This window comes from Micromonospora coxensis (assembly GCF_900090295.1).
Taxonomy (GTDB): Bacteria; Actinomycetota; Actinomycetes; order Mycobacteriales; family Micromonosporaceae; genus Micromonospora; species Micromonospora coxensis.
Genome location: NZ_LT607753.1, coordinates 4,219,704 through 4,236,601, shown reverse-complemented (window position 1 = coordinate 4,236,601; position 16,898 = coordinate 4,219,704). Strand labels below are relative to the sequence as shown.

The following is a 16,898-nucleotide window of genomic DNA, read 5'->3' as shown; positions in this document are numbered from 1 at the left end:
GGTTCGGTCGCCTAGCCTGGGATCGCCATGGAGGCCGCCGCCCTACGCGCCCGGCACTCCCGCACGGATCCACGCACCGGCCCGCCTCCCGTCGTGTCCCCCCGCGACGGGACCGACCGAGAGGACCTGCCATGAGAAGGCTGATCGTGCAGAGCTACCTGACCCTCGACGGGGTCCTGCAGGCCCCCGGTACCCCACGGGAGGACACCGACGGCGGCTTCGCGTACGGCGGCTGGTCGGTGAACTACTGGGACGACCGGATGGGCGAGGCCATGGGGCGGGCGTTGAGCCGGCCCTTCGACCTCGTCCTCGGCCGCCGGACGTACGACCTCTTCGCCGCCCACTGGCCCCGGGTCACCGACGAGAGCGCCAAGCCGTTGAACGACGCGACGAAGTACGTCGCCTCGCGCGGCCGTCCGCACCTGGGGTGGCACCGGTCCGTGCTGATCGAGGGCGACGCCGCCGAGGGCGTCGCCGCGCTCAAGCAGGGCGACGGGCCGGACCTCCAGGTGCACGGCAGCGGCGACCTGGCCCAGACGCTGATCCGGGCCGGCCTCGTCGACGAGTACCGGCTGTGGACCTTCCCGGTCGTCGTCGGGACGGGCAAGCGGCTGTTCGCCGACGGCACCGTCCCGGCCGGGCTGACGCTGGTCGACAGCCAGGTGTTCGACACCGGGGTGATGCGGGGCACCTACCTGCCCGCCGGTGAGATCCCCCTCGGCTCGCTCGCACTGGACTGACTGGTCGGACCCGGGGCAGGTTTCCTCCGCACGGTGACGGGGACCCGAGCAGCGGAGGCGGGCCGCGCTGCTGCCCGCCCGAACCGGCAGGGAGGCGACATGAGCTCCATCGAGCGGCCGAGCGAGCAGGTCGAACAGGTCGCCGGGCCCGCCCGCGCCCGGCTGGGTGACATGACCCGGGACGAGCGGGCCGAGGCGGAACAGGTGATGCGGCGCGACGAGATCCGGGGCAGGCAGCCCGGGGAGCACGTCCAGGAGGACGCAGGGGACGCGAGGGACGACTTCACCAGCTGACCCGGGTGACGGCATGCGATTCCTACCCAGGAGGACCGTGAGCGGCCCTCCGGACACCGGTGTCCCCACGTCGACGCCGAGCCCGGAGCCGGGCGCCCCCGTCCTGCGGGCGGCGACGCACGCGGACCTGCCCGTCATGTCCCGCGCCCACGTCGATCTCCTGCCCGTGGGACTGTTCCCGTCGCTCGGCGCACGGTTCGTCCGGCGTTGGCACCGCACGTACCTCGACTCGCCGCACGGCCTCGGTTACGTCGTCGTCGACCCGGCCGCGCCGGGAGAGATCGTCGGGTTCCTGGTCGGCACCACCGACCACGCCGCCCACACCACGGCGCTGGCGGCGGACCGGCGCGCGATGGCGGCGCTCGCGGTCACCGGGCTCACCGCGCTGTGCGTCCGGCCCCGGGTGGCCGCCCGCCTGGTGCGCTCGCGGCTGCGTCCGTGGACCCGCCGGCTGTCCACCCAACGGCAGGGAGCGAGCGGACGCGGTCCGGCAGCGCCGGCCCGGACCGGACAGGTTGCCGTCATGAGCGCGCTGGCGGTGCACCCGGACTGGCGTGGGAGCGGCATCGGGGTACGGCTGGCGATGCGCTTCGTCGAGCACGCCCGGGACGCGGGTGCCCAGCGGGCCGAGTTGCAGACCTCTACCGGCCCGTTGGGGGCGGCCGGGTTCTACGAGCGGTTGGGCTGGGAGGCCGGACCGCAGCAGCCCTCGCCGGACGGTGAGGACGCGCTGCGCACGTACCACCTGGCGCTGCGCGGATAGGTGTACGCGGTGCTGCCGCTCGTGGCAGGCCGCGCAGTGGCCGGCCGATTGCCCGATCATCCTCAGTCCGCCAGGGCGGCCCGTGCGGCGTCGACGAACGCGTCCCGGGTCTCGATCCGGGCGCCGATCAGCTCGCGCCTCTCCGCCGTGTGCCGAGCGACGGGCGGCACCCCGGTCGCGGGTGCGGCGTTCACGAGCTGCCGGAGTGTCGCGTTCTCGGCGTTGACGCTCTCCACCACCCGCGCGCCCGCCGTCGCGACGGCCGCAGGACCTTCGAGCAGGATCAGGTTGTACGCCTCGTCGACCGCTCGGACGGCCGCGTACACGTCGTCGTAGCCGGCCGCCGGCGCCTGGCTCTCGGATTCGCGCCACCGCTGGTCCAACTGGCGGTAGGCGTGGTCGCAGGCGGACAGGAACCGCACGTAGGCGTCCCGCCGGAGCGCGTCCCTCGTGGCTCGCCGCTGCGCCGATCGCGCCTCGCGAGCGTCCGCCACCTGACCGCCGATCTGCTGGCGGGCGATGCGCAGCCCCATGAATCCGCTGAGGCCCGCCCCGAGCAGGGTCGACAGTGACGCGATCAGCGCGACGGCGATGACATCGGACATGGCGCCCATGATCCACGCCCGGCGCAACCGGGACGGCCCGCATCGTGGTCCGGTCCGGCTGCTCCCGACGACCACACCGACCACCGTCGACCCGTGCTCGATCCCGCAACCGTCTTCGACGGATCCGGGCCCGCTGGAGGTACACGGCCCTGCGCTCCCGCCGGGTAGATCGACACCAGGGGCACGCCGGCCAGGTCTGGCCCGACAACGGCCTGGTCGTCACCCTCACCACCCGGCTCGACGACCAGTCCTGCGAGCTGCTGTACAGGATCGACAAAGGCCGTCTCCGACGAGCGGAAACGGCCTTTGACCTTGGGTGGAGTTGAGGGGATTCGAACCCCTGACCCCCTCGATGCGAACGAGGTGCGCTACCGGACTGCGCCACAACCCCTCCGCCGGCGAACCGGCTTCGGTCCCACCTGGCTTGCACCAGGCGGGCCGGCGACAAGGCTAACAGGTCCACCGCCCACCCGGCCAATCACCCCCCGGCACGGCGCGATCTTGGGCCTGGCGACCCGGAGCGGGCGCGCCGTTTCGGGGATGTCGCGGCATCCGGGGAGCGTCGACACCGCCACATCGCCGGCACGAAGTTGATCAACGCGGGTGGCGGTCGGGCGGAATCGATCACTACCCGGGTGGCCGTCAGGCGGAGTGGGGGCCTCGGCCGGAGGAGTAGGGGCGGCCGCGCAGGCCGCCGGAGCGCCGGTACATCACCGAACCGCCGCCGCTGGCCGCCGCCGGCAGGTCGCCGGAGCGGTCCAGGCCCATGGCGGTACGCCGTACCGCCTCGCGCTGGGCCGCCAGGCGGCGCTGCGCCTCCCGGCGGGCCGCCGCCCGACGGGCCTGCTCCCGCCGCACCTCGGCCTGCCGGGCGGCCAGCCAGGCGGCCTCGCGGGCCCGCAGCCGCCGCCGGCGGCGCTCGGCCACCGCCCGCGCCCGCAGGTGGACGACGTACGCCACGAGCAGCATGCCGGTGACCGAGACGCTGATCCAGAATCCGGGGCCGACCACGATCACGCCGACCAGTTCGACGGTGTTGAGCAGCACCAGCGCGGCGAGCACCCGGCGGCGCCGGTAGACGGCGGGGGTGTGGTGCCGGCGGGGCGGCGGCCGGCGGCGGGCCCGCTTCGGCGGGGGCGGCACGGCGCGCAGCCGCCCCTTGCGGCGGGCCGGGGCGGGCGGCGCGGAGACCGGCGCGGCCAGACCGCCCGTGTTCGCGTTCTCACTGAGTGTGACGACAAGGGCGCGGGACGGGTTGACCGGCCGCCGACCGGGGACAGTACGACGCCGTCGGCGGCGCTGGAGCACCCGCGCCGTCGACTGCGCCCGCTCCGCCACCAGCCGCTCTGTGGCGTCGTACCGGCGGACCAGCGCCGGCGCGAGGGCGAGCAGGCCGGCGGCGGCGAGGACGGCGAGGAGCACCGAGGTCGGCACCCTCACCCCTCCCGTCACCGAATTCGGGGCAACCACCGGGCCACCGCAGGATCTTCCCCGGATGGTCGTCCACGGCGCAGATCGTACGGTCGGGCAGTGCTTGCCACAGCTTGCAGTTACTTGAGGTTACGGGCTGTCAACGGTCCTGCCGGCGCGCCGCGCCGATCCCGGCCGTGGGACGGCTCACCCCGCGGCGGCGCGGATCCGGTGCCACCGCGCCAACAGTCCACCTTCGGCGGCCACTTCCTCACTGGTCATCGCGTATCCGATGTGGTCACGCCACGCACCGTCGATGTGCATGTAGCGCACGTGGTACGCCTCCTCACGGAAGCCGAGCTTCTCCACCACCCGCCGGGAGGGTCTGTTCTCCGGCCGGATGTTCACCTCGACCCGGTGCAGCCCTCCTGGTCCGAAGGCGTGGTCCACCGCGAGCGCCATCGCGGTGGGGATGATGCCGCGACCGGCCACCCGGGCGTCCACCCAGTATCCGACGTACCCGGAGCAGAACGCGCGCCGCACGATGCTGCCCACGTTGAGGTGCCCGACCAGCCGGTCCCGGCCGTCCTCGCGCAGGCAGACCGCGAAGGGCATCCCCTCGCCGGTACGGGCCGACCGCCGCTGGTCGGCGTGGACGTAGCGGAACGCGGCCGGCGAGTTGGTCTCGTTCCAGCCGCCCGGCAGGTGCGACTCCCAGGGCGCCAGCCAGGCCCGGTTGGCGCGGCGCACCTCGGACCAGGCCACCGCGTCCGAGCGCCGGTACGGCCGCAGCACCACCGGCCCGTCGACCAGCACCGCCGGCCAGCCGGGCGCCCGCGCGAACCACCTCACCGGGCCGGCCTCTCCCTTGTGGACGGCGACGGCCACCGGCGGACGGGCCGACCGGACCGGCTCACCGGCGCCGGTCCAGCAGGAGCACGTCCACCGTGGAGCCGGCCGCCGCGCTGGTGACCCGCTCCCCCAGCACCATCAGCCCGTTCGCCTCGGCCAGGCCGGAGAGGGTGAACGGCCCACCGGGCAGCGGCTGGACGGTGTAGCCGCCGCCGCGCCGCTCGGCCACGTGCGCGGGGCGGAACTCGCGCAGCCCGCCGGGCGAGGTGATCGTCTCCAGCAGGTGCGCCCGGACACTCGGCCGGAACACCGGCTCCGCCCCGGCCAGCAGGTTGATCGCCGGACGGGCCAGCACCTCGAAGCCGATCAGCGCCGCGCCGGGCTCACCGGGCAGACAGACCACCGGCACCTCCTCGGCGCCGACCGTACCGAATCCGAGCGCGGTGCCGGGATAGAGCGCCACCTCGGTGAAGGTGACCGGCCCGGCGCGGCCACCCTCCCTCCTGGACAGGATCCGGCGGACCATGTCGCCGGGGCCGGTGCCGGTGCCGCCGGTGGTGATGATCAGGTCGGCCCGCAGGGTCTGGTCCTCCAACAGGCCGCGCAGCCCCTCCGGGTCGTCGTCGCAGATGCCCACCCGGTACGCCAGCGCGCCCACCTCGGCCGCGGCGGCGGTCAACGCGTGCGAGTTGGCGTCCACCACCTGACCGGGCTGGCTGCCCCGGCCCACGTCCACCAGTTCGTCGCCGGTGGCCACGATGACCACCCGGGGGCTGGGCCGGACCACCACGTGCCCGATCCCGGTGGCGGCGAGGACGGCGACCAGCGCCGGTGAGACGTACGTGCCGGCGCGGGCGAGCAGGGTGCCGGCGGGCAGTTCCTCACCGGCGCGGCGCACGCCGTACCCCCGCTTGGGGGTGCGGAAGATCTCCACCGCGGCCATGCCCTGGTCGGTCCACTCCACCGGGACGACCACGTCCGCGGCGACGGGCAGCGGGGCCCCGGCGGCCACGGAGAAGCACGAGCCCGGGGTGAGCCGGACCGGCCGCCAGCTCGCCGCCCCCAGGTCGCCGACCACGTTCAACCGCACGGTGCGGCCGCCCGGCCCCCCGGAGGGGACCGGGCCGTAGCCGACGAGGTCCTCCCAGCGTGCCGCGTACCCGTCGACCGCAGCCTGGTCGAAGGCGGGGAACGAGTGCGGCGCCACGACGTCCTCGGCGAGGACGTTGCCGTACGCCTGGGTGAGGTCGAGGTCGAGCGGAGGCAGCGCGCGCAACCTGCGCAGCACGCTGCCCAGGTAGTCGGCGAGCGGCGTCAACTCGTTCGCGGCCGCCTCGGCGTCGGCCGTCGCGGTCATGTACTAGGACCGCCCGACGCGTCGCGCATCCCGTTGATGATCGCCGCGGTGACTGTCTCGTCGCCCTTGTTGACGAACTCGGCGAGCCACTTGCGGAACTCGGCGCCGAGGTCCTCGCGCTCGGCGGCGATCTGCACGACCGTCTGGAGGTAGCCCAGCGGCATGCCGGTGTCGTAGCGGGTGCCACGGTAGACGATCGCGTGCACCGGCACGCCCTCGTGGCGCAGCAGCTCCATGGCGTCGGTCAGCTGGATCTCGCCGCCGCTGCCCGGCTCGGTGCGCCGGATCGCGTCGAAGATCCGCCCCGGCAGCACGTACCGGCCGAGCACGGCGAGGTTGCTCGGCGCGTCCTTCGGGTCGGGCTTCTCCACCATGCCGGTCACCTTGACGACCTCGCCGACGTCGGTCAGCTCGGACTCGGCGGGCTCGACGGAGGCGATGCCGTACCGGCTGGTCTCGGCCGGGTCGACCTCGAAGAAGGCCAGCACCACGCCGCCGGTGCGGGCCTGCAGCTCCAGCATGGCCGGCAGCAGCGGCTCGGACGGCTTGACGAACTCGTCGCCGAGCAGCACCGCGAAGGGCGCGTCGCCGACGTGCGACTCGGCGAACCCGACGGCGTGGCCGAGACCGAGCTGTTCGGGCTGGCGGCAGGTGTGGATCGCGGCCAGTTCCTCGGTCCGCTTGACGGCGGCCAGCAGGTCGGGCTTCTTGGCGAGCCGCTCCTCCAGGTCGGGACGGCGGTCGAAGTGGTCCACCATGGCCGTCTTGCCGCGCCCGGTGATCAGCAGCACGTCGGTGATCCCGGCCTGGGTGGCCTCCTCGACGATGTACTGCAGCACCGGCCGGTCGACGACCGGCAGCAGCTCCTTGGGGACCGCCTTGGTGGCCGGCAGGAACCGGGTGGCCAGGCCGGCGGCCGGAATGACGGCCTTGACGGCGTGGGGACGACCGGTTGCGGCGGCCGTTGAGGGGTTCGCTGAGTGCTCCGACATGTCGCGAGACTATCGGCCACGGCTCTGTCTCGGCGGTTGAGGACCGGAAGACGCGCCGCCCGTAGCCGGCTGCGTCACACCCGGGGCGGGCCGGGACGCGCCCGCGGCGTGCCGGCCGCCGGCCGCCGGCGGGCCGGCGCGGGGCAGCCCGTCCTCCGGGCTGACCGCCCCGGCCGGGACGGGGATCTCCGCCGTCGGGGTGTCGGCGCGCTGCCCGGTGACCCGGTAGCCGTCGCGCCCGGCGGCCTTGGCCGCGTAGAGCGCCTCGTCGGCGGCGTCGAGCACCTCCTGCCCGGTGCTGGCGTGGTCCGGGTAGACGGCGATGCCGATGGAGACGGTCACCGGGATGGAGAGCTGGTCGGCCACGGTGATCGGGGTGTCCCGGACGGCCGAGCCGAGCCGCTCGGCGACGATCGCCGCGCCGCGCGCGTCGGTCTCCGGCAGCAGCAGCACGAACTCCTCGCCGCCCTGCCGGAACGCCAGGTCGACCTCGCGGATCTCGCCGCGTACCCGCCGGGCGAACTCGGCCAGCACGGCGTCCCCGGCCGCGTGGCCGTACGTGTCGTTGACCCGCTTGAACCGGTCCAGGTCGAGGGCGAGGATGCTCAGCATCCGGCCGAACCGGTTGGCGCGCTCCACCTCCCGGCGCAGCGACTCCCGCAGGTAGCGGTAGTTCCACAGCCCGGTCAGCGGGTCGGTGAGGGAGAGCCGTTGCGCCTCCTCGTGCACCCGGACGTTCTCCACCGCCACCGCCGCGTGCCCGGCGAAGGTGCGCAGGGTGGCCAGGTCGTCGTCGTCGAACTCCGCGCCGCCGAGGCGGTCGTAGAGGGCCAGCACCCCCACCGCCGGGTCACGGCCGGCGGGATCACCGGCGGTGGGCGCGGCGAAGGGCACCGCCACGTACGTCTCGCAGGGCGGCTCCCCCACCGGCGCGGTCTGCGGGTCCACCCGCCCCCGCCGGGCCTCCCCGGTGGCCGCCACCGACCCGATCACCCCGGCCCCGACCGGCACCCGCAGCTGCCCGTCCGGCAGCCGGCCCTCCAGCCCTTCGGCGCACCGCCCCACCAGCACGTCGCCGCCGTCGAGCAGCAGCACCGCGCCGGCCCGGGCCCCGGTGGCCGCGACGGCGCTGTGCAGGATCACCCGCAGGATGCGTTGCAGGTCGTGGGTGCTGGCCAGGGTGTCACCGAGCACCGCGAGGTGCCCGCGCAGCTGGTCGCGGCTGCTGGTCAGGGCGGTCACGTAGCTGGCGGTCTCCCGGGTCATCCGGTTGAACGCGTCGGCCAGCCGGCCGATCTCGTCGCGGCTGCGCACCGGCACCCGGGCGGTCAGGTCGCCGTGGGCGACCCGGTCCACCGCGCCGGCCAGCTCGACCAACGGCCGGGTGGTCACCCGGGCCAGCCGCCAGGCCGCCAGCACCGCCAGCACCACGGCGAGCAGCACCGCGCCGAGCAGGACGGCGGGCAACCCGGCCGGCTGCTCGCCGGAGACGGAGAGCACCAGCGGCAGCGGCTGCCCGGGGGACGGGCCGAGCCGCCGCGCGTACCGGCCGTCGGGGGTCTCGGTGACCTGTTCGCCGGTGGCGGCCAGCACGGTCTCGCGTACGCCGTCGGCCTCGGTGGTGAAGGTGACCCGGTCGGCGTCGCCGTCGAGCAGGGTGACCGCGACGCCGGTCGCGGCGGCCAGCCGGGCCACGAACGCCGGGTCGACGACCTGGGCGGCGGCGACGGTGCCGAGCGCCGCGCCGGCCGGGTCGCGCAGGTCCACCCGGGCGCTGAGCGCGCGCACCGGCCCGGGCGCGGCCCGGCTGCCGGAGCAGTCCTGCCAGGGCGTCGGCGGGGCGCCGGGAGTGACGTAGGTGGTGGCGCCGGTGCCGTCGGTGACCAGCACGGCGGCGGCGAGCCCCCGGCTGACCACCTGCCCGGCGGCCCCGGCCCGGGCGGCCGGGTCGACGCGCAGCGCCACCGCGTCGGCGGCGGCGCGCAACTGCTGGCAGAGGGCGTCGACCGAGGCGCGGACGGTGGACGCGGCGAGCCCGAGGCGGTCGGCGGAGCGGCTGCGGTCGACGGCCGTCAGGGTGGTGCCGACGAAGACCGCGCCGACCAGCACCGGGCCGAGCACCACCGCGAGGAAGGCCGCCGTCAACCGCCCGCGTAGCGTCAACGCTTCCCCCCGGATGTCCCCGGCCCGTTCCTGCGATGCTGACACAGAGCGACCGGTAGACAAACGTTGCGTCAGGAGTGTTGCGTGGCGGATTTTTCTGATGAAGCGCATTCGGCACCCGAGGCGAAGCGGGACATCCGCGTCGCGCTGCTCGCCGCCCGCCGGGCGCTCACCGCCGACCAGCGGGCCGGGGCCGCGGCGTCCGTCCTGGCCGAGCTGGTCGATCTGGTACGCCGGCTGCGCCCGCGCCGGATGACCGCGTACGTGCCGGTGGGCTCCGAGCCGGGCGGACCGGACCTGCCGGCGGCGCTGCGCGACGCGCTGCCCGCCGGGGGCGAGCTGCTGCTGCCGGTGCTCCGCGACGACCTGGACCTGGACTGGGCCGGGTACGCCGGGCCGGACGCGCTGGTGGCCGCCGGACGGGGCATGCGCGAGCCCGACGGCCCCCGGCTGGGACGCGCGGCGGTCGGCGAGGCGGAGCTGGTGGTGGTGCCGGCGCTGGCGGTGGACCGGCGGGGCCTGCGGCTGGGCCGGGGCGGCGGCTCGTACGACCGGGCGCTGGCCCGGGTGCCGGCCTCGACGCTGACCGTGGCGCTGCTGCACGACGGGGAGTTCGTCGACGTGCTGCCCGCCCAGCCCCACGACCGTCCGGTCCGCGCCGTGATAACCCCTTCGGGCGGCCTGCGTACGCTGGGTGACGCGCCCGGTGTCGATCGCCACACGTCCGCTGGACGAATCCGGGGGTGATGACGCACCATTGGCACTCGAAGACGTCGAGTGCCAACCGGCCGTGCCAGATCCGGAGGAGAACGTGCCCACGTACCAGTACGCCTGCACCGCGTGCGGCCACCAGCTCGAGGCGGTGCAGTCCTTCTCTGACGACCCGCTGACCGAGTGCCCCACGTGTGAGGGGCGGCTGCGCAAGGTCTTCAACTCGGTCGGCATCGTGTTCAAGGGCTCCGGCTTCTACCGCACCGACTCCCGCTCCTCCGGCTCGGAGACCACCAGCGGCAGCACCGCCGCCAAGCCGGCGAAGACCGAGAGCAGCACCTCCTCGGACTCCTCGACGTCGTCGTCGAGCACGTCGTCGACCAGCGCCTCGGGTTCCTCGAACGGCGGGGCGGCCAAGACGCCGGCCGCCAGCACGTCCAGCTCCTCCTGATCGTCGCCGCACCGAGAGCCCTCGCCGCCTCCGGGCCGCGGGGGCTCTCGTCGTACGCCGCCGGGCCCCGGTGCCCGGTCGCCCGACCCACGGTCGGCCGCCCGCACCGAGCGGGTCCGTCGGCGGTGTGCTGCGCCGAACCGGACAGCGGGTAGCACATCCCCCGCGCCGACGGGAGTTGTCCACAGGGCCGCCGGTTGTCCACAGGTTCGGTCTCCGGGTGCCCACCGTCCCCTGCCGTCGGCCTAGCGTCCGCATCCGTGGACGGCGACGGCCGACACGGGTCGCGGTGGCGTCGCCGACGGGCGGGGGCGGAGGTGGTGGCGTGGCCGGCGGTCGGACGGGTGGCGCGCTGGGGCCGGTACGCCGGCCGCGCCTGCCCACGGGCGGCACGCTGCTGCGCGCCGGTCTGGTCGCCGCCCTGCTCGGGCTCGCCGTGCTCGTGCTGGACAGCGGGGAGAGCTGCCCCGGTCCGGGGCCGGCCGCGCCCGGCCCGTCGGCCACCGCTCCCGACCGGCCGTCGGGCGTCGCCGCGACGGAGCCGGACGGGCGGCCGGCCGGCGCGGCGCCCGGGGGTGGGCGCTCGGCCGTCGGCGCGCCGACGGAAGGGCCGGCGGCCGGCGGCACCCGGGTCGGTGGTGGGCGGCCGGGTGCCCTGCCGCTGCCGAGCGGGTCGGTGGGCGTACCGGTGCGGTTGGCGGAGCCGGCGGCGCTCGCCGTGCTCCGGCCCGGCGCGCGGGTCGACCTGCTGGTCGTACCGGCCGGCGGGGTCGAGGCGGTGCCGCTGGCGTCGGCGGCGCTGGTGCTGGACGTGGTGGGCGGCGACAGCGCGGACGGCTCGTCGGCGCTCTACCTGGCCCTCGGGCCGGACCAGGCGCGGCGCACGGTGGGCCAGCCGGAGGGGAGCCGCTTCACGGTCGTCGTCCGGGGCTGAGCCGGCGCGGGCGCGCCGACCCGGAGGTCACGCCGTTCCGGGGGTCGGCCCGGGGCCGAGGTGGGTCAGTCCCAGTGCGGGGGGCGCTCGGCGAGCAGCCAGTCGTCGTTGCCGCCGCCGCGCTCACCCCAGCCGTGGTCGGTGTCGTCGACCGTCTGCTCGGGCAGCACCACGAAGTCCTCACTGAGGTCGACGGGGCGGTCGTCGTCGCGTACGCCCGGTTCCAGGGTGCTCACGAGCGGCAAGACTAGCTCAGCCAGGGCCCGGACCGCGTACACCGGCACGCGCGGAACACCGGCGACCCGGTCGCGTCCGGGGTGGCGGGGCGGTGGCGCGCGTCGGGGAGTGGGATGTCCGTGGCGTTGGTAGCGTCGGACGGCGTGACGACGCCCAGCGGTGCCAGCCACGAGGACGACTACTGGCGACGGCCGTCCGAGGACGCCCGGCCGACGTCCCCCGCCCCGACCCCGCCGCCGGGACCCGGTGGCCCGGGTACGACCACGGACGGCCCGGGGGGCGGTGGCACGGGCGGCCCGGGGCTGGGTAGGCCGCCGGCCGCGCCCGTCTCGCCGTCGCCCTGGGCGGCCCCGACGGACGTACCGCCGGCGGCGGCGACACCCCCGCCCGCCCCGCCGTCCGGGCCCGGCTACGCCGGGCCGCCGCCGACCACGCCGCCGCCGCCCGGCTGGCGGCCACCGGTGCACCTGCAGGCCACCCCGCCGCGCACCCTGCCGCCGCAGGACATGGAGGCGATGGACGCGTCGGAGCAGCAGGCCCAGCGGCTCACCTACGTCGTCGGCGCGGTGGCCGGCGCGGTGCTGCTGGCCCTGCTCTGCCTGCTGTGCTCCCGGGCGCTGTTCTGAACCGACGCCGCTCCCGGGCGCAGCACTGAACCGACGCCGCTCACGGCGCAGTACCGAACCGACGCCCGGGAGCCGGGTCAGCGTGTGGCAGCCGGGGTGCCCGGGGCCCGAGGCTCAGAGCGTGTTGCCCCAGACCGACGCCGCGCCCGTGTCACCGGTCAGGTAGACGTAGACCAGCGCGAACCCGGAGAGCACCACGATCACCCCGGTGAGCAGCCAGGTGACCCAGGAGGGCAGGCGCGGCGCACGGACCCGGCCACTGGTCAGCGCCAGCAGCAGGAGCGCCGCCACGGCCAGCCCGAGGGTGACCCAGAGGGTCCGGTCGCCGTACCCGGAATGCTCCTCGATCTTGGCGAGCAGCTCCGGCGGGTAGCCCTTGCCCTTCAGGAACTCCTCGAACGCCTCGCCGGACTCGGTCGCCACCCACGTGATCACCGGGGTCACCACGGCGAGGATCGCCACCGCCCAGCCCAGCCGGGGCCGCCAACGCGGCACCAGCCCGTACGCGGAGGCGAGCAGCGCCAGCAGCGGGACGAACACCACCGCCGCATGGATCACCAGGATGTGCCCGGGTAGACCGTTGATCTCCTTGAACACCGACACCTCCGACGATCGACGCGGACCCGCCGCAGAAGCGTACGACCATCCATACCTCCACGGCACTGACGATCGGGTACACGCGACGCGCGGCGCGTCGGTTCAGCGCCACGGACGGCGCGCCGGATCATGCCCGGACCGCGCCGCCACCTGCGCTGTGTCCGGGGCCACGTGCCCCCGGGTTCCCTTGTCGCCCCCTGACCGGCGTGCTGTCATTGCTGCATGTCCAGTGGCGAGGAACTGCTCCGGTCGAGGGGCCTGCGGGTCACCCGGCCGCGGCTCGCCGTGCTGGACGTGCTGGCCGCCGGTGGGCACCTGGAGGTCGACGAGATCACCCGCCGGGTGCGGGAGCGCCTCGACTCGGTCTCCACCCAGGCCGTGTACGACGTCCTCGGCGCGCTGTCCCGCGCCGACCTGGCCCGGCGGATCGAGCCGGCGGGCAGCCCCGCCCGGTACGAGGCGCGGACCGGCGACAACCACCACCACGTGGTGTGCCGCGGCTGCGGGCACATCGCCGACGTCGACTGCGCCGTCGGCGGCGCCCCCTGCCTCGACCCGAACACCGCGCACGGCTTCGAGGTCGACGAGGCGGAAGTGACCTTCTGGGGCCTCTGCCCCACCTGCCAGGCCCGACGCTCCGCCGACGTCTGAGGGCCGGTCCGGCCGACACCAGCCGGACACCGGGCCCGGCGCTGCGGCGACGGCCGACCCCGACCACCGCCGGCGCTCCGTCGACGTCCGACCCGACGGTGGCCGCCCGGACCGCGTGGCACTCTTGGGCGGTGGACTCCGACGACCTCGGCCTCTTCGGTCCCGGATCGGTCACGTGGAAGGTGCACGACGAACCGGTCCTGATCGTCGCCGGCCTGCGCTCGCTCTACCTCCAGGCGCTGCATCCCCGGGCGATGGCCGGGGTGGCGCAGAACAGCAACTACCGCGCGGACGCCTGGGGCCGGCTGGTCCGCACCGCCACCTACGTCGGCACCGTCATCTACGGCACCACGGCCGAGGCGGAGGCGGCCGGCCGGCGACTGCGCGCCCTGCACGCCCGGATGCGCGCCACCGACCCGGCCACCGGCGAGGTGTTCCGCATCGACGAGCCGGACCTGCTGCGCTGGGTGCACGTCACCGAGGTGGAGTCGTTCGTCAGCACCGCCCGCCGGGCCGGACTGTCGTTGACCGACGCCGAGGTGGACGGCTACTACGACGAGCAGCGGCGGGCCGCCGCGCTGGTGGGGCTCGACCCCGCCGACGTGCCGGGCAGCGCCGCCGAGGTGGCCGACTACTACCGGGCCGTCCGGCCGGAGCTGCGGATGACGAAGGAGGCGGCCGAGACCGCCCTGTTCCTGACCGCGCCGCCGATCCCGTGGAAGCTGAGCCTGCCGGCCCGGCTCGGGGTGAGCCTGGGGCCGCCGCGCTGGGCGTACCTCGGCGTCGCCGGCACCGCGCTCGGGCTGCTGCCGCCCTGGGCGCTGCGGTTGTACGGCGGCCTGGGGCTGCCCACCACCGCGCTCTCCGCCGACCTGGGCGTCCGCGCGCTGCGGCTGGCGCTGGCCGCGCTGCCGCGCACGTGGCGGGAGGGGCCGATGCAGCAGGCGGCCAAGGAGCGGGCCGCCCGCCTCACCACCACGGTCGGCTGACCGCTCGGCCGGCTTCGGCCACGCCCCGACGCGGGGTCCGGCCCGGGCCGGACCGCCGGATTCAGTCGCCGGTCGGCGCGGCCGGGCGGTCCATGGCCGCCCACGGCTCCCTCGCCGGAACCTGCGCGCCCGTCGGGCAGACCCGGCGGTAGTCGCACCAGCCGCAGCGCGGACCGGCGACGGTCGGGAACGCCTCGTCGGGGTCGCCGCCGTCGGTGACCGCGCGTTCGGCGGCCATGATGTCGCGGGCGGTCTCCTCGGCGCGGGTGAGCTGCCGGGCCAGGGAGTCGGCGGTGTGCTCGTGCGCGGCGACCGTGCCGGTGGGCAGGTGGTGCAGTTCCACCCGGCGGCACGGCCGGCGGAACGTCCGCTCGGCGGCGTACGCGTAGAGCGCCAGCGCCTGCGAGCCGCGCGCGTCGTCGGCGTCGAGCCCGCTGCGGCCGGTCTTGTAGTCGACGATGACCAGCTCCGGCCCGTCCGGGCCGGGGCGGGAGTCGATCCGGTCGGCGCGGCCGTTGAAGGCCAGCACCGCCGTCTTCACCGCGACCACCCGCTCGACGCCGAGCGGGTCGACGCCGGGCTCCAGCGTCTCGACGTACGCCTCCAGCCAGCCGAGCGCCCGCCGGTACGCCTGGCGCTCCTGCTCGTCGTCCCGGTAGCCCTCGCGCACCCAGGTGCCCTTGAGCAGGCCGGCGAGGGCCTCGGGGCGTCGCCGGTCGGGGGTGAGGGCGTACCAGTTCTTCAGGGCGGTGTGGACGCTGGCGCCGAGGGAGTTGTGCGCCCACGGCGGCCCCTTGGGCGGGGCGGGACGGTCGACGTAGGAGTAGCGGTAGCGGCGCGGACAGTCCTCGTACGCCCCGAGCTTGCTGGGGGTGCAGACGAAGAGCCGCTCCGGCATGCCCTCGAAGCCGAGCTGTTCGGGTTGACCGGACCGGGGACGGGGCGCTCGCACGGCACCGATCCTGCCACCCGCGTACGACAACCCGACAACCCGCTACGACATGTTGGCGTACTGGGTGACGAAGGCGGCGACCGCGTCGGCGATGAGCTGCACGGCGATGGCGGCCAGCAGCAGGCCGGCGATGCGGGTCAGCACCTCGATGCCGCCGGGGCGCAGGACCTTGACGATCCCGCCGGAGAAGCGCAGCACGATCCAGACCGCCAGCATCACCGCGACGATCGCGGCGGCGATGGCGGAGAACTGCCCCGCGCCGTCGGCCTGCTGCACGAAGAGCATGGTCGCCACGATCGCGCCGGGCCCGGCCAGCAGCGGGGTGCCCAGCGGCACCAGGGCGATGTTCGAGGTGACCTGCTGGCTGGGGTCGTCCGCCTTGCCGGTGAGCAGCTCCAACGCGACCAGCACCAGCAGCAGCCCGCCGGCCGCCTGCAATGCGGGCAGGTCCACGTGCAGGTAGTCGAGAAGGGTCTGGCCCGCCACCGCGAAGATCACGATGACGCCGAGCGCCAGCGCGACGGCCTGCCAGGCGGCCCGGTGGCGGTCACGGGCCGGCAGCGGGCCGGTCAGGGCGAGGAAGATCGGCATCATGCCCGGCGGGTCGACGATGACCAGCAGGGTCACGAAGACCTCGCCGAAGAGCTTGAGATCCACCGGGTAACGGTAGCCGCGCCGCTGAGGGCGGAAACGCGGATCAGCCGGAAGCGACCGGCGTCACCCCGCGCGCCTGCGCGACGATCCTCTCGTACGCCTCGACGGCGGTGGTGTGCGCGCCGAGCCGGACGCTCTTGTGCGTGCCGTGGAAGTCCGACGAGCCGGTGACCAGCAGGCCCAGTTCGGCGGCGAGGCCCCGTACGTGCGCGGCCTCGGCCGGTGAGTGGTCCTCGTGGTCGGCCTCCAGGCCGGCCAGCCCGGCGTCGGCCAGCGCGACGATCAGCTCGTCCGGCACGATCCGTCCCCGCCGGGTCGCCCGGGGATGGGCGAACACCGGTACGCCGCCGGCGGCCCGGACCAGCTCGACCGCCCGGAAGACGTCGATGTCGTCCTTCGGTAGCCGGTACCGCTCGCCGAGCCAGTCCGGCCCGAACGCCTCGGTGGTGCTGGCGACCAGGCCGGCCCGGATCAGCGCCGCCGCGATGTGCGGGCGGCCGACCGTGCCGCCCCCGGCGGCGGTGATGATCTCCGACCAGCTGATGTCGATCCCGTCGGCCTGGAGCAGCCGGACGATCCGCTCGCCGCGCACCTCCCGGGCGGCCCGGACCCGGGCCAGCTCGTCGACCAACTCGGGATGGCCGGGGTCGAAGAGGTACGCCAGCAGGTGCAGCGGCACCGCCGGCTCGACGCCGTGCCACCGGCAGGAGATCTCCGCCCCGCGGATCAGGGTGAGGCCGGGCGGGAGGGCGCGCACGGCGGCGTCCCAACCGCCGGTGGTGTCGTGGTCGGTGATCGCGACGACGTCCAGGCCGGCGTCGGCGGCGGCCCGCACCAGCTCGGCCGGGGTCAGCGTGCCGTCGCTGGCGGTGGAGTGGGCGTGCAGGTCGATCGCCGGGGTCACGCCCCGACGCTACCGT

20 protein-coding genes, 1 tRNA gene and 1 pseudogene are annotated in these 16,898 nt (G+C 75.5%); 9 read left to right on the top strand and 13 right to left on the bottom strand.

Annotation, left to right across the window (positions count from 1 at the left end; translation table 11 throughout):
* Nucleotides 1-131: 131 nt before the first annotated feature.
* From GA0070614_RS19460 to GA0070614_RS19450, 3 genes are all read left to right on the top strand, one after another.
* A complete protein-coding gene (locus GA0070614_RS19460) occupies nucleotides 132-740 on the top strand; it encodes a dihydrofolate reductase family protein (RefSeq protein ID WP_088977307.1) in 609 nt (202 codons plus the stop codon).
* Nucleotides 741-839: 99 nt separating this feature from the next.
* Nucleotides 840-1,034, top strand: a complete 195-nt coding sequence (locus GA0070614_RS19455) for a CsbD family protein (protein ID WP_088977306.1) — start codon at nucleotides 840-842, stop codon at nucleotides 1,032-1,034.
* A gap of 37 nt (nucleotides 1,035-1,071) precedes the next feature.
* Entirely contained in the window at nucleotides 1,072-1,797 is a 726-nt protein-coding gene (locus GA0070614_RS19450; protein WP_157745046.1) for a GNAT family N-acetyltransferase, read from the top strand.
* Nucleotides 1,798-1,859: 62 nt separating this feature from the next.
* Here the strand turns inward: GA0070614_RS19450 and GA0070614_RS19445 are convergent, their stop codons facing one another.
* From GA0070614_RS19445 to GA0070614_RS19415, 7 genes are all read right to left on the bottom strand, one after another.
* Nucleotides 1,860-2,402: a hypothetical protein gene (locus GA0070614_RS19445; RefSeq protein ID WP_157745045.1), complete on the bottom strand. Its 543-nt coding sequence runs from the start codon at nucleotides 2,400-2,402 to the stop codon at nucleotides 1,860-1,862.
* 317 nt (nucleotides 2,403-2,719) lie between these two features.
* Nucleotides 2,720-2,793, bottom strand: a tRNA-Ala gene (locus tag GA0070614_RS19440).
* 251 nt (nucleotides 2,794-3,044) lie between these two features.
* Nucleotides 3,045-3,842 (bottom strand): divisome protein SepX/GlpR, encoded by a 798-nt coding sequence (gene sepX / locus GA0070614_RS19435; protein WP_172892466.1) that lies wholly within the window; start codon nucleotides 3,840-3,842, stop codon nucleotides 3,045-3,047.
* 177 nt (nucleotides 3,843-4,019) lie between these two features.
* The gene (locus GA0070614_RS19430) at nucleotides 4,020-4,628 is read right to left on the bottom strand and encodes a GNAT family N-acetyltransferase (RefSeq protein ID WP_088979524.1); all 609 of its coding nucleotides are present in this window, start codon (nucleotides 4,626-4,628) and stop codon (nucleotides 4,020-4,022) included.
* Between the two features lie 97 nt (nucleotides 4,629-4,725).
* Nucleotides 4,726-6,021, bottom strand: a complete 1,296-nt coding sequence (locus GA0070614_RS19425) for a molybdopterin molybdotransferase MoeA (RefSeq protein WP_088977302.1) — start codon at nucleotides 6,019-6,021, stop codon at nucleotides 4,726-4,728.
* A complete protein-coding gene (locus tag GA0070614_RS19420) occupies nucleotides 6,018-7,013 on the bottom strand; it encodes a UTP--glucose-1-phosphate uridylyltransferase (RefSeq protein ID WP_088977301.1) in 996 nt (331 codons plus the stop codon). The genes GA0070614_RS19425 and GA0070614_RS19420 overlap by 4 nt, the downstream gene beginning before the upstream one ends.
* Nucleotides 7,014-7,022: 9 nt before the next feature.
* A complete protein-coding gene (locus GA0070614_RS19415; RefSeq protein WP_172892607.1) occupies nucleotides 7,023-9,176 on the bottom strand; it encodes a diguanylate cyclase in 2,154 nt (717 codons plus the stop codon).
* An 84-nt stretch (nucleotides 9,177-9,260) separates the two neighbouring features.
* On the opposite strand from GA0070614_RS19415, the gene GA0070614_RS19410 reads away from it, so the two are divergent.
* Together GA0070614_RS19410 and GA0070614_RS31550 are read left to right on the top strand one after the other, a co-directional pair.
* Nucleotides 9,261-9,923: a 5-formyltetrahydrofolate cyclo-ligase gene (locus tag GA0070614_RS19410; RefSeq protein ID WP_088977300.1), complete on the top strand. Its 663-nt coding sequence runs from the start codon at nucleotides 9,261-9,263 to the stop codon at nucleotides 9,921-9,923.
* Nucleotides 9,871-10,128 (top strand): annotated as a pseudogene (locus GA0070614_RS31550) (FmdB family zinc ribbon protein); the annotation flags it as partial. The gene GA0070614_RS19410 and the pseudogene GA0070614_RS31550, both read left to right, overlap by 53 nt.
* A 14-nt stretch (nucleotides 10,129-10,142) precedes the next feature.
* On the opposite strand, the gene GA0070614_RS31205 reads toward GA0070614_RS31550, so the two are convergent.
* Nucleotides 10,143-10,322: a hypothetical protein gene (locus GA0070614_RS31205; protein ID WP_231933799.1), complete on the bottom strand. Its 180-nt coding sequence runs from the start codon at nucleotides 10,320-10,322 to the stop codon at nucleotides 10,143-10,145.
* 341 nt (nucleotides 10,323-10,663) lie between these two features.
* Here GA0070614_RS31205 and GA0070614_RS19400 point away from each other — a divergent pair, with 341 nt between their 5' ends.
* Nucleotides 10,664-11,272 carry a flagellar biosynthesis protein FlgA gene (locus GA0070614_RS19400; protein WP_088977298.1) on the top strand — a complete coding sequence of 203 codons (609 nt, stop codon included), beginning with the start codon at nucleotides 10,664-10,666 and terminating at the stop codon, nucleotides 11,270-11,272.
* 65 nt (nucleotides 11,273-11,337) lie between these two features.
* Here the strand turns inward: GA0070614_RS19400 and GA0070614_RS30620 are convergent, their stop codons facing one another.
* A complete protein-coding gene (locus tag GA0070614_RS30620; protein WP_172892465.1) occupies nucleotides 11,338-11,508 on the bottom strand; it encodes a hypothetical protein in 171 nt (56 codons plus the stop codon).
* Nucleotides 11,509-11,652: 144 nt separating this feature from the next.
* On the opposite strand from GA0070614_RS30620, the gene GA0070614_RS19390 reads away from it, so the two are divergent.
* Nucleotides 11,653-12,135 (top strand): hypothetical protein, encoded by a 483-nt coding sequence (locus GA0070614_RS19390; protein WP_088977296.1) that lies wholly within the window; start codon nucleotides 11,653-11,655, stop codon nucleotides 12,133-12,135.
* Nucleotides 12,136-12,249: 114 nt separating this feature from the next.
* On the opposite strand, the gene GA0070614_RS19385 is transcribed toward GA0070614_RS19390, so the two are convergent.
* Entirely contained in the window at nucleotides 12,250-12,732 is a 483-nt protein-coding gene (locus GA0070614_RS19385; RefSeq protein ID WP_088979522.1) for a DUF2231 domain-containing protein, read from the bottom strand.
* 222 nt (nucleotides 12,733-12,954) lie between these two features.
* Between GA0070614_RS19385 and GA0070614_RS19380 the strand changes: the two genes are divergently transcribed.
* Nucleotides 12,955-13,383: a Fur family transcriptional regulator gene (locus GA0070614_RS19380; RefSeq protein WP_088977295.1), complete on the top strand. Its 429-nt coding sequence runs from the start codon at nucleotides 12,955-12,957 to the stop codon at nucleotides 13,381-13,383.
* 131 nt (nucleotides 13,384-13,514) lie between these two features.
* The gene (locus GA0070614_RS19375; RefSeq protein WP_088979521.1) at nucleotides 13,515-14,372 is read left to right on the top strand and encodes an oxygenase MpaB family protein; all 858 of its coding nucleotides are present in this window, start codon (nucleotides 13,515-13,517) and stop codon (nucleotides 14,370-14,372) included.
* 61 nt (nucleotides 14,373-14,433) lie between these two features.
* Here GA0070614_RS19375 and GA0070614_RS19370 read toward each other — a convergent pair whose 3' ends face one another.
* The 3 genes from GA0070614_RS19370 to GA0070614_RS19360 all read right to left on the bottom strand — a co-directional run bounded on the left by GA0070614_RS19370 (nucleotide 14,434) and on the right by GA0070614_RS19360 (nucleotide 16,882).
* Nucleotides 14,434-15,270, bottom strand: coding sequence for a RecB family exonuclease (locus GA0070614_RS19370; RefSeq protein WP_088977294.1), 837 nt, complete (start codon nucleotides 15,268-15,270; stop codon nucleotides 14,434-14,436).
* Nucleotides 15,271-15,366: 96 nt separating this feature from the next.
* A complete protein-coding gene (locus GA0070614_RS19365; protein WP_088977293.1) occupies nucleotides 15,367-15,981 on the bottom strand; it encodes a MarC family protein in 615 nt (204 codons plus the stop codon).
* A 40-nt stretch (nucleotides 15,982-16,021) separates the two neighbouring features.
* On the bottom strand, nucleotides 16,022-16,882 hold the full coding sequence (locus GA0070614_RS19360; RefSeq protein ID WP_088977292.1) for a PHP domain-containing protein: 861 nt from the start codon (nucleotides 16,880-16,882) through the stop codon (nucleotides 16,022-16,024).
* Between the last annotated feature and the right edge of the window lie 16 nt (nucleotides 16,883-16,898).

Excerpts from the sequence above, each read along its gene's own strand:
- GA0070614_RS19425 (WP_088977302.1), bottom strand. The coding sequence starts at position 6,021 with ATGACCGCGACGGCCGACGCCGAGGCGGCCGCGAACGAGTTGACGCCG.
- GA0070614_RS19455 (WP_088977306.1), top strand. The coding sequence starts at position 840 with ATGAGCTCCATCGAGCGGCCGAGCGAGCAGGTCGAACAGGTCGCCGGG.
- GA0070614_RS19460 (WP_088977307.1), top strand. The coding sequence starts at position 132 with ATGAGAAGGCTGATCGTGCAGAGCTACCTGACCCTCGACGGGGTCCTG.
- GA0070614_RS19420 (WP_088977301.1), bottom strand. The coding sequence starts at position 7,013 with ATGTCGGAGCACTCAGCGAACCCCTCAACGGCCGCCGCAACCGGTCGT.
- GA0070614_RS19445 (WP_157745045.1), bottom strand. The coding sequence starts at position 2,402 with ATGTCCGATGTCATCGCCGTCGCGCTGATCGCGTCACTGTCGACCCTG.
- GA0070614_RS19380 (WP_088977295.1), top strand. The coding sequence starts at position 12,955 with ATGTCCAGTGGCGAGGAACTGCTCCGGTCGAGGGGCCTGCGGGTCACC.
- GA0070614_RS19370 (WP_088977294.1), bottom strand. The coding sequence starts at position 15,270 with ATGCCGGAGCGGCTCTTCGTCTGCACCCCCAGCAAGCTCGGGGCGTAC.